The sequence below is a fragment of the Streptomyces sp. 4N124 genome, assembly GCF_052245395.1.
Classification (GTDB): domain Bacteria; phylum Actinomycetota; class Actinomycetes; order Streptomycetales; family Streptomycetaceae; genus Streptomyces.
This window is the reverse complement of record NZ_JBQQBS010000001.1, coordinates 1-14,746: the sequence shown is the minus strand read 5'-3', so window position 1 is coordinate 14,746 and position 14,746 is coordinate 1. Positions and strand designations below refer to the sequence as shown.

At 69.6% G+C, this 14,746-nt stretch carries 16 protein-coding genes; 3 read left to right on the top strand and 13 right to left on the bottom strand.

Annotation, left to right across the window (positions count from 1 at the left end):
* Positions 1 to 51: 51 nt before the first annotated feature.
* The 4 genes from ACTWQO_RS00080 to ACTWQO_RS00065 form a co-directional block, all read right to left on the bottom strand.
* On the bottom strand, positions 52 to 972 hold the full coding sequence (locus ACTWQO_RS00080) for a carbohydrate ABC transporter permease (protein WP_443235068.1): 921 nt from the start codon (positions 970 to 972) through the stop codon (positions 52 to 54).
* A complete protein-coding gene (locus ACTWQO_RS00075; protein ID WP_443235067.1) occupies positions 969 to 2,342 on the bottom strand; it encodes a carbohydrate ABC transporter permease in 1,374 nt (457 codons plus the stop codon). The genes ACTWQO_RS00080 and ACTWQO_RS00075 overlap by 4 nt, the downstream gene beginning before the upstream one ends.
* 10 nt (positions 2,343 to 2,352) lie before the next feature.
* Positions 2,353 to 3,708 (bottom strand): ABC transporter substrate-binding protein, encoded by a 1,356-nt coding sequence (locus ACTWQO_RS00070; RefSeq protein ID WP_443235066.1) that lies wholly within the window; start codon positions 3,706 to 3,708, stop codon positions 2,353 to 2,355.
* Between the two features lie 62 nt (positions 3,709 to 3,770).
* A complete protein-coding gene (locus ACTWQO_RS00065; protein ID WP_443235412.1) occupies positions 3,771 to 5,414 on the bottom strand; it encodes a glycoside hydrolase family 13 protein in 1,644 nt (547 codons plus the stop codon).
* A gap of 45 nt (positions 5,415 to 5,459) precedes the next feature.
* Here ACTWQO_RS00065 and ACTWQO_RS00060 point away from each other — a divergent pair, with 45 nt between their 5' ends.
* Together ACTWQO_RS00060 and ACTWQO_RS00055 are read left to right on the top strand one after the other, a co-directional pair.
* The gene (locus ACTWQO_RS00060; RefSeq protein ID WP_443235065.1) at positions 5,460 to 5,807 is read left to right on the top strand and encodes a hypothetical protein; all 348 of its coding nucleotides are present in this window, start codon (positions 5,460 to 5,462) and stop codon (positions 5,805 to 5,807) included.
* A gap of 172 nt (positions 5,808 to 5,979) precedes the next feature.
* Positions 5,980 to 7,032 (top strand): class I SAM-dependent methyltransferase, encoded by a 1,053-nt coding sequence (locus ACTWQO_RS00055; protein ID WP_443235064.1) that lies wholly within the window; start codon positions 5,980 to 5,982, stop codon positions 7,030 to 7,032.
* 13 nt (positions 7,033 to 7,045) lie between these two features.
* Here ACTWQO_RS00055 and ACTWQO_RS00050 read toward each other — a convergent pair whose 3' ends face one another.
* The 6 genes from ACTWQO_RS00050 to ACTWQO_RS00025 are packed head-to-tail and all read right to left on the bottom strand — an operon-like array spanning position 7,046 to position 11,950.
* Complete coding sequence (locus ACTWQO_RS00050; protein WP_443235063.1) at positions 7,046 to 7,840, bottom strand: alpha/beta fold hydrolase; 795 nt, start codon at positions 7,838 to 7,840, stop codon at positions 7,046 to 7,048.
* Positions 7,837 to 8,871, bottom strand: a complete 1,035-nt coding sequence (dmpG, locus tag ACTWQO_RS00045; protein ID WP_443235062.1) for a 4-hydroxy-2-oxovalerate aldolase — start codon at positions 8,869 to 8,871, stop codon at positions 7,837 to 7,839. The genes ACTWQO_RS00050 and dmpG overlap by 4 nt, the downstream gene beginning before the upstream one ends.
* A complete protein-coding gene (locus tag ACTWQO_RS00040) occupies positions 8,868 to 9,800 on the bottom strand; it encodes an acetaldehyde dehydrogenase (acetylating) (RefSeq protein WP_443235411.1) in 933 nt (310 codons plus the stop codon). The genes dmpG and ACTWQO_RS00040 overlap by 4 nt, the downstream gene beginning before the upstream one ends.
* 2 nt (positions 9,801 to 9,802) lie before the next feature.
* The gene (gene mhpD, locus ACTWQO_RS00035; RefSeq protein ID WP_443235061.1) at positions 9,803 to 10,603 is read right to left on the bottom strand and encodes a 2-keto-4-pentenoate hydratase; all 801 of its coding nucleotides are present in this window, start codon (positions 10,601 to 10,603) and stop codon (positions 9,803 to 9,805) included.
* On the bottom strand, positions 10,600 to 10,926 hold the full coding sequence (locus ACTWQO_RS00030) for a 4Fe-4S dicluster domain-containing protein (RefSeq protein ID WP_443235060.1): 327 nt from the start codon (positions 10,924 to 10,926) through the stop codon (positions 10,600 to 10,602). The genes mhpD and ACTWQO_RS00030 overlap by 4 nt, the downstream gene beginning before the upstream one ends.
* Before the next feature lies 1 nt (position 10,927).
* The gene (locus tag ACTWQO_RS00025) at positions 10,928 to 11,950 is read right to left on the bottom strand and encodes an NAD(P)/FAD-dependent oxidoreductase (protein ID WP_443235059.1); all 1,023 of its coding nucleotides are present in this window, start codon (positions 11,948 to 11,950) and stop codon (positions 10,928 to 10,930) included.
* 179 nt (positions 11,951 to 12,129) lie between these two features.
* Between ACTWQO_RS00025 and ACTWQO_RS00020 the strand changes: the two genes are divergently transcribed.
* The gene (locus ACTWQO_RS00020; RefSeq protein WP_443235058.1) at positions 12,130 to 13,077 is read left to right on the top strand and encodes an ABC transporter substrate-binding protein; all 948 of its coding nucleotides are present in this window, start codon (positions 12,130 to 12,132) and stop codon (positions 13,075 to 13,077) included.
* 1 nt (position 13,078) lies between these two features.
* Here the strand turns inward: ACTWQO_RS00020 and ACTWQO_RS00015 are convergent, their stop codons facing one another.
* The 3 genes from ACTWQO_RS00015 to ACTWQO_RS00005 form a co-directional block, all read right to left on the bottom strand.
* Positions 13,079 to 13,486 carry an acyl dehydratase gene (locus ACTWQO_RS00015; RefSeq protein ID WP_443235057.1) on the bottom strand — a complete coding sequence of 136 codons (408 nt, stop codon included), beginning with the start codon at positions 13,484 to 13,486 and terminating at the stop codon, positions 13,079 to 13,081.
* Positions 13,483 to 14,013, bottom strand: coding sequence for an FAS1-like dehydratase domain-containing protein (locus ACTWQO_RS00010; RefSeq protein ID WP_443235056.1), 531 nt, complete (start codon positions 14,011 to 14,013; stop codon positions 13,483 to 13,485). Before ACTWQO_RS00010 ends, ACTWQO_RS00015 begins: the two co-directional genes overlap by 4 nt.
* A partial coding sequence (locus ACTWQO_RS00005) for an IclR family transcriptional regulator (protein ID WP_443235055.1) occupies positions 14,010 to 14,746 on the bottom strand: 737 nt, incomplete at its 5' end. The genes ACTWQO_RS00010 and ACTWQO_RS00005, both read right to left, overlap by 4 nt.

The following is a 14,746-nucleotide window of genomic DNA, read 5'->3' as shown; positions in this document are numbered from 1 at the left end:
GCCACACGTGGGCGAACGTATGGCGCCTCCCGAGATCTGGATCGCACTCGGTTACTTCAGTGCTCCCGCCATGACGCCGTTGACGAACTGCCGCTGGAAGGCGAAGAAGACCACCAGCGGGATGATCATGGAGAGGAAGGCGCCGGAGGACAGCACGTCGATGTTGGTGCCGAACTGGCGGGTCTGCTGTTGCAGGGCCACGGTGAGTGGGGCCGAGCCGGGGTCGGCGAAGATGAGCGCGACGAGCATGTCGTTCCAGACCCACAGGAACTGGAAGATGCCGAGCGAAGCTATCGCGGGCCCTCCCAGCGGAACCACCACTCGGAGGAAGAGCCACACCTCGCCCGCCCCGTCGAGGCGGGCGGCCTCCAGCAGTTCGCGTGGGATGGCCGCGAAGAAGTTCCGTAGCAGGAAGATCGCGAACGGCAGACCGAAAGCGACGTGGAAGAGGACGACGCTGACGATGCTGCCGAAGATCCCGAGCTTCCCGAACAGACTGGTGATGGGCACCAGCGCGACCTGGAGAGGGACCACGAGCAGGCCGACGATCAGCAGGAAAACCCAGTCCCGGCCCGGAAATTCGACCCACGCGAAGACATATCCGGCGAGTGAGCCGACGACCACGACCAGCAGCGTGGCAGGGACGGTGATCAGCAGACTGTTCAGGAACGAATCCGTGATCGCCGAGTTGTCCAGCAGGTTGGTGTAGTTGTGCGGGGTCAGCTGCGCGGGCTTGGTGAGGACCGTCCACCAGCCGGACGCCTGGATGTCCAGCGGCCCGCGCAGCGAGGACAGCAGCAGACCGACCGTGGGCAGCAGCCAGAACAGGGCGACAGCCAGCAGAACGAGCCGTGTGGATCCGCCGGCGAGCCGACGTGCCGCACGGGCGGCAGTGCCCGGTCCCGTGCGGCCGGAGGCGGCCCGGGTAGTCCGGGTGGTCTTCGCGGCCCGGGCGGTCTGAAGGGTTGTCACCGTGACTTCTCCTTTCGGAACCGCTTGATGTTGAGGAACATGACCGGCGCGACCAGGGCGAGCAGGAGTACGGCGAGCGCGCTGCCGGTGCCCTGGTCATTGCCGCCGCCGAAGGAGGACAGGTAGAGCTGCAGGGCAAGCACGTTGGCGTCCTGCTGGCTGGCACCGGGTGCGATGACGTACACCAGGTCGAAGATCTTCAGCACGTTGATCACCAGCGTGACCAGTACGACTCCCAGCACCGGCGCCAGGAGCGGCACCGTGATGCGGCGGAAGACCTGCCACTCCCTCGCGCCGTCGACGCGTGCGGCCTCCAGCAGTTCCCGGGGGATCCCGGCCAGTCCGGCAGCGATCAGCACCATGGCGAAGCCGGTCCACATCCACACGTAGGCGCCGATGATCGACCACGTGACGAGGGTCGGACCGAGCCAGTTGACGCCCGCGTACTGGGCGGTGAAGTTCGTCGCGGGCAGGCGGAGTTGAAGCGGCGAGGTGCCGATACGGTCGGCGGGCAGAGCGAATGTGCCGTCCTTGGACGCGGTTGCCGTGGCGACGGCTCGCCCGTCGCGCACAGCCTCGACCCGAACGCCGGCCAGCGCCTTCTCTCCCCGGTCGATCTTCCCGGGGGTGCCGCCGCCCGGCTGGAAGTCCAGCCAGACCGTGCCGCACAAGGCGCCCGAGGGGCACGAACCCGGTGCGGCGGCCTGCGCAGCGCCGGTCAGGGTATTGGGCTGCACTCCGACCAGAGCCAGCGCGGCCGGACCGTCACCGGGGCTGACGGGTTTGCCGGTGTAGGGGCCGCCGACCGGGCCTGTCAGGGTGCTGCCGGGGCCTGCCACTCTCGGATGGGCCCCGGGGTACGCCGATGCCTTGAAGAAGGTGTCGTGGACACCGGTCGCCACCGCGTTGGCCACGCCCTTGCCCGGGTCCTGGTCGTAGACGAGCCGGAAGATGATGCCGGCGGCCAGCATGGAGATGGCCATCGGCATGAAGACGACCAGTTTGAACGCGGTGCCCCAGCGGATCCGCTCGGTGAGCACGGCGAAGATCAGGCCGAGTCCGGTGGCCGCGACGGGTGCGACCACGACCCAGATCGCGTTGTTCTTGATGGCGACGAGGGTCTGGTGGTCGGTGAAGATGCCGGTGTAGTTGGACAGCCCGACGAAGTCGGTGAAGCCGTCGGGGCCGAAGAGGCTGCGTATCACCGACCACACGATCGGATACACCACGAGCGCACCGAGCAGGATCAGCGCGGGCAGCAGGAAGAACGCGGCGATCCACTTACGGCCCAGGGGTGTCCTGGCGCGGCGGGCGGGTGCCCCCGCCGCCGCGGGGGCGGCGGGGGACGGCGGAGAAAGGGTCTGTGACATGGCGACTGCCTCAGCCCGCCTTGGCGAACGCCTTCGCGGCGTCCGCTTCGAGCTGCTTCTGCGCGCCCGCGACGTCGGAAGGCTTGGCGAGGAAGTCCTGTAGGTCCTTCCACTCTCCTTGCCCCTTCGTTCCGCCGAAGGCGGCCGGTGCCTGATCGGACATGTCGAACCGGATGTCGTCCCCGGCCTTGATCAGGTTCTTCGCGATGTTCCGTACGGTGTCGTCGCGGTAGTCGGAGAAGCCGACTGCCTTGTTCGGTGACAGGAAACCGCCCTGCTGAACAGCGATCGCTCCTGCCTCCGGGGACGCGAGGAAGCGCATCAGCGCCCGTGCGCCTTCGCCGTCCTTGAGGGCGACCGCGACATCGCCGCTGCTCAGCACCGGTGCCTTACCGCCCTCCACGGCAGGGAACGGGAAGACCTTGGCGTCGGTGCCGACCTTGGCCGTGGTCTCCTGGGTGATGTTGGTCGCGATGAACTCGCCCTCGTAGACCAGCGCGGCCTTGGGCGGCTTGGCGAAGACCTGGCCGACCGAGGTGGGGAAGTCGGTCTGCAGCGTGCCCCGCGTGCCTCCGGCCATCAGATCGGGCCTGCCGAAGATCTGGCCCAGCGTGGTCAGCGCCTTGGTCACCGAGGGGTCGGTCCACTTGATCTGATGCTTCGTCAACTTGTCGTACATGGCCGGGCCTGCCTGGCTGAGGTAGATGTTCTCGAACCAGTCGGTGACGAGCCAGCCGTCGGCGCCGCCTATGGAGAACGGAGGAGTGCCCGAGTCGGAGAGCGTCTGAGCGTCCTTGAGCAACTGCTCCCAGGTGGTGGGGGTGTCGGTCAGTCCGGCCTGTTCCCAGACCGCGGTGTTGTACCAGAACAGGGACTTGTTGGTGACCTTGAAGAACACGCCGTACTGCTTGTCCTGGTACGTGCCCAGGTCGCGCCAGGCCTGGCTGTAGTTCTGGTCCAACTCCTTGGTCACGTCAGGCTGGAGCGGCTTGAGCCAGCCAGTTTTGGCGAACTGCTGGAGCACGCCGGGCTGTGGCAGCAGAGCCACGTCCGGCGGAGAGCCGCCCTGGATCTTGCTGCCGACGAAGGTCGACACGTTGTCACCGGTGGGCACGAAGGTGGTCTTCGCTCCTGTCAGCTCGTCGAACCGGGCCAGTACCTTGAGGAAGTTCTTCTGCTCGGCGCCCGTCCAGACGCCGGCCACCTGCAGCTCCTGCCCGTCGAGTTGGGGCAGCTTCAGCGTGGAGGCCTCTTCGGCACCGGTGGTCGCCGGGGTGCCGGCGGCGTCGTTGTCCGAGGAGCCGCACGCGGCGGCCCCCATCATCAGGACGGCCACGGCCGTCAGTGCTGCCGCTCTGCCATTCATCGGGTCACTCCTTTGTGAAAACGCGGAAAGGCGGAAGGGACATGTGGCGAGGGACGGCGGATTCAGCCCGTGAGGCCGTCGGCCGCCCACCAGGCGGCGGTGGAGCCGGGGAGTGTCCCGGGCGGGCAGGGACCGCTCGCGAGCAGCGGCGCGCCGGGGGCCGGGGCGGGACAAGGGACGTCGCCGAAGTTGACGGCGCACACCAGCCCGTCACCGCGTACGAAGGCCAGGACCTGCGGCGGAGACTCCAGCCAGCGCAGCGTCCCGTTGCCGAGCGACGGCAGGCTCGCACGCAGCCGAAGCGCGTCGTGGTAGAGGTGCCAGAAGGAACCGGGGTCGGCCATGAGCCGTTCGGTGGTGTGCTCGGCGAACCAGGCGGGCTGGGGCAGCCATGGCTGGGCGACGCCTTCGCCCGAGGTGAAACCGAACGGGGACAAGTGCCCCGACCACGGCAGGGGTACGCGGCAACCGTCGCGGATTCCCACACGGCTGCCGCTGCGGAAGAAGATCGGGTCGGTGAGCACCTCGTCCGGCAGGTCGACGACCTCCGGCAGGCCGAGCTCCTCGCCCTGGTAGACGTAGGCCGCGCCGGGCAGCGAGAGCATCAGCAGCGCGGCGGCGCGAGCACGGGCCGCGGCCGCGTAGCGGGTGACGGTGCGGATCTGGTCGTGGTTGTTGAGCACCCAGGTGATGGTCGAGCCGGTGTCGGCGATGCCCCGCAGGGCGTCCTGGATGACCCGGCGGAAGGTGGCGGCGTCCCACGGGGCCGTCAACATGTGGAAGAAGAACGCCTGGTGGAGTTCGTCCGGGCGGACATAGGCGGCCTGCTCGGCCGGGGTGCGTACGGACACCTCTCCGACGAGCAGCCGGTCGGTGCCGTCGCGTGCGGTGTACTCCTCGCAGATGGCGCGCCAGGTGCGCCAGACACCGTGCGTCTCGGGCTGGTTCCACGCCAGGGGATTGACCGTGTCGCGGGCCCGCGCGTCGGCCGCCGGGTCCGGGGAGTCCGGCAGTTCGGGATGCTTGAAGAGGCCGGTGGCCACGTCGATACGGAACCCGTCGACACCACGGTCCAGCCAGAACCGCAGCACCTGCTCGAAGTAGCCGCCGACTTCGGTGTTGCGCCAGTTCAGATCGGGCTGCTCCGGCCCGAACAGGTGCAGGTACCACTGGCCCGGTGTCCCGTCGGGCTCGGTGACCCGGGTCCAGGCAGGTCCGCCGAACATGGAGTGCCAGTTGTTGGGCGGCAGTTCGCCGGCCGTGCCGCGGCCCTCGGCGAAGTGGAAGCGGGATCTGGCCGGGCCGTCCGGGCCTTCGGCCAGGGCCTGGAGGAACCAAGGGTGCTTGCTGGAACAGTGGTTGGGGACGATGTCGATGAGCACCTTGAACCCCAGGCGGTGCGCGTCGTCCACCAGGTGTCCGAACTCCGCCAGGTCTCCGTAGACCGGGTCCACGTCGCAGTAGTCGGCGACGTCGTAGCCGTGGTCGTACTGCGGCGAGGGGTAGAACGGGTTGAGCCAGATGCCGTCGACGCCGAGTCGCTTGAGGTACGGCAGGCCCGCACGGACACCGGCCAGGTCGCCGATGCCGTCCCCGGTGCTGTCGAGGAAGCTGCGGACGTACACCTCGTAGATGACGGCCGTGCGCCACCACTGCTGTTGCGCGGTGTGCTCGGACCGCTCGGAGGGGCGCGGCTCGTTCTGTATCGGGCCGTCCTGGACAAGCACGGCGTCCCGGCCGGACGGGTCCTGTTGGCCCACACCGACCGCAACCCCGACCCGGAACTCCACCTCGACCTCATCGCCCGGGGCGCGTACCTCGTCTACGACACGATCGGGCGGATCAAATACCGGCCGGACTCGGCTCTCCTCGACCTCATCGAGCGCATGGCCGAGGCCGGCAAGCTGGGCCAGATCTGCTTGGGGACCGACGTCGGACGCAAGTCCTCGCTCACCGCCTACGGTGGCGGGCCGGGCATGGACGTGCTCGGCAGGGAGTTCGTGCCGCGGTTGCGTCGGCGTCTGGGCCACGAGGCGGTCGAGACCGTGCTGCGGTACGCCCCCCAGACACTGCTGGCCAAAGAGCCCTCCGCCACGTGAGCCTTCGCCGGCCTCGATGTCCATAACCTGCCAACCGCCTGGCCGACTTCGGCCCCGACATCGGCGCGCACCACTGATAGAACACCAAGAACGAACACGAGCCCCTTCCCCACCGACATCCACAGGCCCTGGGCGCCGGCTGTCCGCTGACCCAGGAAAGGACGAGGACGCCGTGACGACCACGCCCAGCACGCGAGCCGCCCTGAGAACCAGCTACCAGGCCGACCTCGCCGACGGAACGGCCCGCTTTCTGGAGCCGCGCCGCCCTGACTGCCCCTGGTGCGGCTCAACGACCCTTCAAGTCCACCTGACCAGCCCCGACTTCATTCAAGCCAAGCCCGGTTCGTTCACGCTGGAACGGTGCCGTGACTGCAGACACATATTCCAGAACCCCCGACTGAACGCCTCCGGCCTCGAGTTCTACTACCGGGACCTCTACGACGGGCTCGGTGCCAAGAGCGTCGAGTTCGGTTTCAGCTTGATGCGCAAGCTCTACCAGCGGCGCGCCCGCATGCTCCAGCCCTACACCACGCCCCGCGCCTGGCTGGATGTCGGCACGGGCTACGGGCATTTCTGCCACACCGCCAAGGAGATCTGGCCACAGACCACCTTCGCGGGCCTGGACCGCGGCGACGGAGTGCGAGAAGCCCAACGCCGTGGCTGGATCGACGACGCCCACCAAGGCTCGTTCCCCGACCTCGCCGACACGCTCACCCACCGCTACGACGTGGTGAGCATGCACCACTACCTCGAGCACACCATCGACCCGATCGCCGAGATCCGCGCCGCCGCACACGTCCTGCCTCCCGGGGGACACCTCCTCATCGAAGTGCCCGACCCCGAATGCGCCGGGGCCCGCCTCCTCGGCAAGTACTGGTCACAGTGGGTGCAACCCCAGCACCTGCACATGTTCCCCGTCGGCAACCTCACACAGGCCCTCGCCGCCAACGGCCTCTCGATCCTGGCCGTCGAGCACAGACGAGCCGACCTTGGACTGGACTTTCTACTGGCCGCCAAACGGCTTCTTTCCACCCTCGCCCAGGACCCACGCCGCCCCTGGGTACCTCGCCCACCCACCACAACCGACCACGCACGATGGGCCGCCGCGCTGCTCCTCGCCCTGCCGGCGCTGCCGGCCGGCTTCCTGCTCGACCTGACTGTCCGCCCACTGCTGCCACGCCACAGCAACGCCTACCGCATCCTCGCCACGAAGGCCCCTGCCTAGCATTCCGCCCGTATTACGCCGCCGCCACCCACTCCAGGACGACCTTCGAGAATTCCTCCGGCAGTTGCTCCAGGGCCGGGACATGGCCGCCGGACAGGACGCGGGTCTCGCAGCCGAGGGCGGCGGCGAACTTCTCCAGGGAGGGCAGGGAGTAGTGGTCACCAGGGGCGCAGACCGCGAGGGTCCGGGCCGTGATGTGAGGCAGACGTTCGTCCATCACATAGCGCCGCACCGCCTCATGGCCGTCCTCCACCCGGTCGAGGACGGTCAGCGCGTCGACCATGAACCGGTTGAGCGCGGCCTCCTCCCCTGCCTGGTAGAAGCCGCGGCGCCGGTTCCACAGCTCCTGCAGGTGCGAGCCGTCGGGCTTCGGGTCGACCTGGTCGACCTGCTTGCGCGTGGCCGCCGTACGCCGCTTCTCGTCGTCGATGAAGGGCGTGGCGGACAGCAGGAGGCCGGCGACCCGGTCCTGGTGGCGGGCGGCGAGTTCGACTGCGATCACCCCGCCCGTGTGGTGCCCGACGAGATGGAAGCGGTCCAGCCCCAGTGCCTCGATCAGCGCGTCGGCGGCGTCCGCATACCGCTCGACCGAGTGCGGCCCGTCAGGTTTCGCGGAGGCGCCGAAGCCCAAGGTGTCCATGGCGATCGCCCGGTGCTCGGCGCCGACCAGGGGCAGTACGTCAAGGTATTCGGTCCACGAGCGCGGGGTCTGGTGGAGCATCAGTACGGGCTCGCCCATGCCGCATTCGGCATAGTGCAACTGCCCGAAGGGGCTGGGGACATAGCCCTTGTGCAGGGTGTACGTCATCGGTGACCTGCCTTCGCTGCCCGCTCCCCCGCCGCCGCCAGGTCGAGGGCGATGTCGGTGATCATGTCTTCCTGGCCGCCGACCATGCCGCGGCGTCCGACCTCGACGAGGATCGCGCGGGTGTCCAGGCCGTAGCGGGCGGCGGCGGTCTCGGCGTGGCGCAGGAAGCTGGAGTACACACCGGCGTAGCCCAGGCTGAGGGTTTCGCGGTCGACGCGGACGGGGCGGTCCTGGAGGGGTCGTACGAGGTCGTCCGCGGCGTCCATGAGCGGGAACAGATCGCAGCCGTGCTGCCAGCCCATGAGGTCGGCGACGGCGATGAACGCCTCCAGGGGGCAGTTGCCGGCCCCGGCGCCCTGTCCGGCCAGGGAGGCGTCGACGCGGGTGCAGCCGTTTTCGACGGCGATGACCGTGTTGGCCACCCCCAGTGCGAGGTTGTGGTGGGCGTGGATGCCCAACTCCGTTGCCGGGTCGAGCACGTCGCGATAGGCGCGGAAGCGGTCGCGGACGCCGTCCATGGTGAGCCGGCCGCCGGAGTCGGTGACGTACACGCAGTGTGCGCCGTAGGACTCCATGAGCCCCGCCTGGCGGGCCAGTTCGGCGGGCCCCGCCATGTGGGACATCATCAGGAACCCGGCGACGTCCATGCCCAACTCACGGGCCGCGTGGATGTGCTGGGCGGAGATGTCGGCCTCGGTGCAGTGGGTGGCGATGCGCACCGAGCGGATGCCCAGGGAGTGCGCCCGCTTCAGGTCGCCCACGGTGCCGATGCCGGGCAGCAGCAGGGTGGTCGGGATCGCCTGCCGGACGGCGTCGGTGACGACCTCGATCCACTCCCAGTCGGTGTGGGCGCCGACGCCGTAGGTGACGCTGGAGCCGGACAGTCCGTCGCCGTGCGCGATCTCGATGGCGGCCACTCCGGCCGCGTCGAGGGCGGCGGCGATGGTACGGGCCTGCTCGACGGTGTAACGGTGCCGGATGGCGTGCATGCCGTCGCGGAGGGTCACGTCCTGCACGTACAAGGTGGTCACTTGGCCGCCTCCGTCCGGTGTGCGGCCAGGCGTTCCGCGGTGCGCAGCGCGGCCGAGGTCATGATGTCGAGGTTGCCGGCGTAGGCCGGGAGGTAGTGGGCGGCGCCCTCCACCTCCAGGAACACGGAGACCTTCACGGGAGCGGGGTCGGCGGGCACGAGCATGCGCAGCGGGTCGTCGGCGGCGACCTTGTCGAACTGGACCCTCTGCTTCAGCCGGTAGCCGGGTACGTACGCCTGGACCCGTCCGACCATCGCCTCGACGGACGCGGTGACGGCCTGCTCGTCACAGTCGGAGACGAGGCAGTGCACCGTGTCCCGCATGATCAGCGGCGGTTCCGCGGGGTTGAGGACGATGATCGCCTTGCCCCGGGCCGCGCCCCCCACGTGCTCGATGGCGGAGGCGGTGGTCTCCGTGAACTCGTCGATGTTCGCCCGGGTACCGGGGCCCGCCGAGCGGGAGGCGATGGACGCGACGATCTCCCCGTAGTGGACCGGTGTCACGGCCGAGACGGCAGCCACGATGGGAATGGTGGCCTGCCCGCCGCAGGTGACCATGTTGACGTTTCCGGCGTCCAGGTGCGCGTCCGCGTTGACCGGCGGCACCACGTACGGGCCGATGGCGGCCGGGGTCAGGTCGACCACTGTGCGCCCGAGACCGCGCAGCACCTCGTCATGACGGCGATGGGCACCCGCCGACGTGGCGTCGAAGACGATCCGTACATCCGCGAACTCGTCCAGTGCGGCCAGTCCGTCGATGCCCTGATGCGTGGTGGCCAACTTCAGCCGGCGGGCGCGGGCGAGACCGTCGGAGTCCGGATCGATGCCGGCCATCGCCGCCATCTCCAGGCTCTCCGACAGCCGCAGCACCTTGATCATGAGGTCGGTGCCGATGTTGCCCGAGCCGATGACGGCCACCTTGGTACGGATACTCACGGCCGCTCTCCCTCCATCGCGAACTCGACCGCCACCCGGCCCAGTTGACTGATACACGCCTCGAACCGGTCGCCCGGCACCGCGACCGCCATCGGGCCCAGCGCCCCCGTCAGCACCACATCCCCGGCCCGCAACGGATCCCCCGTCCCGGCCAGCGTCGAGGCCAACCACACCGCCGCGTTCAGCGGACCGCCCAGGCAGTCGGCACCGGTGCCCTCGGAGACCAGCTCGCCGCCGCGGGTCATCGTCATCCGTACGCCGCGCAGATCCAGGCCCGTCAGCGGTACGGGGGTGCCGCCGAGCACGAAGAGGCCGCTGGAGGCGTTGTCGGCGACCGTGTCGACGATGGTGATGTCCCACTCCGCGATCCGGCTGTCCACGATCTCCAGCGCGGGCAGTGCGAAGTCGGTGGCGCGCAGCACATCGGCCACCGTGCACCCGGAGTGCGGCAGATCCGCGCCCAGGACCAGGGCGACCTCCGCCTCCACCTTGGGCTGAAGCAGCCGCCCGGCCGCCACCTCACCGCCCTCCGGGACCGCCATGTCGGCGAAGAGAGCCCCGAAGTCGGGCTGGTTCACGCCGAGTTGGGCCTGCACGGCGGGCGACGTCAGGCCGATCTTCCGGCCGACGATCCGACGCCCGGCGGCCACGTCACGCTCGACGTTCACCCGCTGCACCGCGTACGCGGCGTCGATGTCACCCTCGGGCAGCAGCGCGCGTACGGGCGGGCAGGCCGTACCCGTGCGACACGCTTCGACCAGGGTGTCGGCGACCTTGAGCACCTCGGGGGCGGTCATGAGCCCACCCGCGCGATCAGGGGTGACTCGGCGTCGACGGCACCCACCCCGCTCGCGCCGCCCGGCGCTCCCAGCGGTTCCGTCCGGCCCGGCAGCACCACGTCGAAGAACTGCCGGTTGTCCTCCCGGTGTTCGGGTTCGGCGCGCCGGTCGACGGTGATCGCCTGCTCGGGGCAGGCGACCTCGCAGGCACCGCAGTCGATGCACTCCGTCGGGTTGATGTAGAGCTTGCGGGCACCTTCGTAGATGCAGTCGACAGGGCATTCCTCGACGCAGGACCGGTCCATGATGTCGACACAGGCCGACCCGATGACGTACGCCATCTCAGTTCTCCTTCTCGGTCGAGTGCCCCGGGAACAGCGGGGCCTCGGGGTCGATGACGGTGGCGGCGTTGTTCACGGCGGTGGCGACCTCGCCGAAGCCGACGGCGATGAGGCGCACCTTGCCCGGGTAGTCGGTGATGTCGCCCGCGGCGAACACACGGGGGACGTTGGTGGCCATCCGGGTGTCCACGGCGATGCGCCGGGCCTGGAGGGACAGGCCCCAGTTCTGGAGTGGGCCCAGATCAGCGGTGAAGCCCAGGGCGGCGACGACGGTCTGCGCCGGGAGGAGCCGGGTGGTCCTGTCGACGCGGTGCCGGATCTCCGCCTGCTCCAGGTGCGCTGAGCCGTGCAGCGCGCTCACCTCGGAGTCCACGATGATCTCGATGCCGAGCGCGCGGACCTTCTCCACGGTCGCGGCATGGGCCCGGAACCGGCTGGTGCGGTGGACGAGTGTGACGGACCGGGCGATCGGGGCGAGCGTCGCCGCCCAGTCGAAGGCGCTGTCGCCGCCGCCGACGACCACCACGTCCCGGTCGGCGTGGTCGGCCGGGCTGGGTACGAAGTAGACCTGGCCACGGCCGAGGAAGGTGTCGCCGGCCGGAAGGGGACGCGGGGTGAACGTGCCCACTCCCCCGGTGATCACGACGGCACCGGCGTGGACCGTGGTGCCCTGGTCGCTGCGTACGACGGGGCGTCCGTCCGCGTCGTGAGAGAGCTCGACCGCCCGGTGGCCGAGCAGGTAGACGGGCCCGTACGGCTCGGCCTGGGCGACCAGGTTGTCCACCAGGTCGCGGCCGCGCACCGACGGGAACCCCGCGATGTCGAAGAGGGGCTTCTCCGGGTACATGGCGCTGATCTGGCCGCCGCACTGGGGCAGGACGTCCATGACCGCGACCCGCAGCCCGCGGAAGCCCGCGTAGTAGGTGCCGTAGAGGCCCGCGGGCCCGGCGCCGATGATCAGGACGTCGGTCTCGATCCGGCGCGAGAAGTCCGTGCTCACCGGCACGTCGGATAGAACGCTCATGGCCTGGGAGCGTATGGACGGCCGCGATCCCACCCAACGAGTCCGTTCCGGTGAGCAGGACGCCTTGCTTATGCGGACCCGGGAAGCGCTGGGATGGTCGGCGTCCGACGATTTCCCGCCAGCGGAGGACCCACATGCGTAGGGACAGAGAACCACGGCTCGGTATCAGGCTCAGCACCATGACCGCCGCCTGCGCGGCACTGGTCCTCACCACGGCCTGCACGGCCGGTTCGACGGACTCGGCGGGGGTGTCGTCGGCAGGGAAGCCGACGGTACGGGTCGCCCTCGGCGTCGACGCCTCGTACGCGCCGTTCTACCTGGCCATGGAACGAGGCATGTTCGAGAAGGCGGGCGTCAACGTCGAGCTCGTGAAGACCGAAGGCGGTCCCGCCGCGGCCGAGGCCGTGTCCGCCGGCACCGCGCAGATCTCGGCCAACGCCGACTCCACCGCCCTGCCACTGATGGCGTCCAACCCCGATCTGCGGTCGCTGGGCGTCTTCCAGTCCTCCGATCGCTACCTCAAGGTCGTCCTGCGCGACGGCATCGACTCCCCGAAGCAGATCAAGACCATGGCGTCGATCGGCGGGCTCGGGCTGTACGCGACGCACCAGTATCTGCGCCACAACGGCATCGATCCGAAGTCGGTGAAGATCCCGCAGAGTTCACCGCCGGAGATCCCCGGCATGCTGCAGCGGGGCTCGATCGACGCGTACATCCTCTTCGAGCCGTGGGCGGCGAAGGGCGACGCGGAGGGCGGTCATGTCGCCGGACGCATCGGCGACTTCGGGGTGAAGTACCTGCAGTGGCTGCTCACCGACCAGAAGTGGCTCAAGGACAACGAGGAGGTCGCCGGCAAGGTCTTCAAGGTGGTGGCCGCCGCGGACAAGCTCGTCACCGACGACCCCGCCGCCGCGGCGAAGGCCTCGAACCAGCAGGTGAAACTCCCCGCGGCGGAGACGGCGAAGGTGCTGCCGGAGATCACCTTCGCCGCCCGCGGCATCAACGACACGGATGTCGGCGAGTCGAAGAAGATCGTCGACTTCCTCCTCGACCAGAAACTGATCAAGCAGTCGCCGGACCTGGGGACGTCGCTGCTGAAGGGCTGGTACGAGCAGCACGCGAAGTGAGTCAGGGCTGCGTGAGTCCGACCTGCCCTGTGACGCAGGGAGCGCCGTCGTCCTTGAGGACCGAGACGTCGAGCGTCACCCGCACTCCCGCGTCGCAGGGCTCGGTCGTGCGTACCGTCGCGGTCCAGGTGAGCTTCTCCCCGGCCACGGCGGTCGCCCGGTTGCGCCAGCTCACCGACTCCAGGCGGGCTCCGGGTCCGGCCCACTGAAGCGCGTACCTGCTGAGCGTCTCGCCGTGCAGCGTGGACTGCACGACGACGTCCGAGAAGCCCTCCGAGGCGGCGAACTCGGCGTCGTAGTGGATGCGGTGGGAGTTCCACGACACGGCGCTGAACCGGAACAGCTGCACCCTGCTGTGGGAGTACACGCGCGGTGGGCAGACCTGCCCTTCGGCGGCAGCCGACGTCATGCGGCGCCCCCGCCGTCCAGGACGACGATCGTCTCGTCCACGGCCATCAGTTCCTCTCCGTCCTCCGCGGTGAAGCGGGTGGTGACCCCGAGCAGCACGAACTCGCCCGACTGGCCGCGCCGGTGATCGGCCGAGGTGACCGCGCGGGAGGCGGTGACGCGGGCGCCCGCGACCGGGGGGCGGCCCAGCCGGACCGACTCGCCGCCGTGCACCTGGCGTACCGGCAGGCCCTGTGTGCAGGGCGATTCACGCAGTGCGAGCCCGTCCGGGCGCAGTTCGCCCTCGGCCGGGCCGTCCTCCCAGCTCAGCGTTCCGGCGAGGAACAGGGCGGGGGCGGCGACCGGTTCCCCGGCCGCCTCCTGGGCACGGGCCCGGCGGATGTAGTCCGTGTCGTTGAGTGCGGCGGCGTACCGGCAGAAGTCCTTCACGCCGAGCACGCCGCAGTCCTCGCTCTCCCACTCCCCGATCAGCTTCCGGGCGCGGCAGAGCACCTCGTCCAGTACCGCGGTCGGGTTGTGCCGGCTCACCGCAGCGACCGGCTGATTCCCAGGGCGGCGGTGCGCAGCGCCGTGGCGTGCCCGGAGGGGTCCATGCGGTAGGTGGGCGCGGTGATGGACAGCGCGCCGACGAGCGTGGACTGGCTGCCGAAGACCGGTACGGCCATGCTCGTGTAGCCGAGGCGGACCTCCTCGGCCTCGGTCGCGATGCCCTCCGCCCGGATGCGCTCCAGCTGGGCGCGCAGCCGCCCCGGTGAGGTGACCGTGTGCCGGGTGAACGGCTTCAGCCCGCTCCTGACCACCTCGGCGAAGAGCGAGCCGGGAGAGTAGGCCAGGATCGCCTTGCCGGTGGCCGTGCAGTACAGCGGCAGCCGGCCCGCCACCCGGGACTCCTCGTTCAGACCGCGGTGCGGGAAGATCTTCTCCAGGTACACCACGTCGAGGCTGTCGTGGATGGCGAAGTGGATGGTCTCCTGGGTGGCCAGCAGGAGGTCCTCCATATACGGCTGGGCCACCTCGCGCAGGATGCGCTGCCGGTGCACCCGCTGGCCTATCTCGAACAGGCGCAGCCCGAGCCGGTAGTCGCAGCCCGTCCGCTCCAGCAGCCCCCACACCACCAGCTCCTGGGCGAGCCGGTGCACGGTGGCCTTGGCCACGCCCGTGCGGCGCACCAGTTCGGCGAGCGAGAGGGCGCTGTCCTCGGCGGTGAACGCCTCCAGAATGGGTCTGACCTTGCCCAGGACGGAGTTCATCGGGTCGGGGC

Coding starts and splice junctions, on each gene's coding strand:
- mhpD (WP_443235061.1), bottom strand. CDS start 10,603: ATGACCGCCCCCGAGGTGCTCAAGGTCGCCGACACCCTGGTCGAAGCG.
- ACTWQO_RS00020 (WP_443235058.1), top strand. CDS start 12,130: ATGACCGCCGCCTGCGCGGCACTGGTCCTCACCACGGCCTGCACGGCC.
- ACTWQO_RS00050 (WP_443235063.1), bottom strand. CDS start 7,840: ATGACGTACACCCTGCACAAGGGCTATGTCCCCAGCCCCTTCGGGCAG.
- ACTWQO_RS00075 (WP_443235067.1), bottom strand. CDS start 2,342: ATGTCACAGACCCTTTCTCCGCCGTCCCCCGCCGCCCCCGCGGCGGCG.
- ACTWQO_RS00025 (WP_443235059.1), bottom strand. CDS start 11,950: ATGAGCGTTCTATCCGACGTGCCGGTGAGCACGGACTTCTCGCGCCGG.
- ACTWQO_RS00030 (WP_443235060.1), bottom strand. CDS start 10,926: ATGGCGTACGTCATCGGGTCGGCCTGTGTCGACATCATGGACCGGTCC.
- ACTWQO_RS00015 (WP_443235057.1), bottom strand. CDS start 13,486: ATGACGTCGGCTGCCGCCGAAGGGCAGGTCTGCCCACCGCGCGTGTAC.
- ACTWQO_RS00070 (WP_443235066.1), bottom strand. CDS start 3,708: ATGAATGGCAGAGCGGCAGCACTGACGGCCGTGGCCGTCCTGATGATG.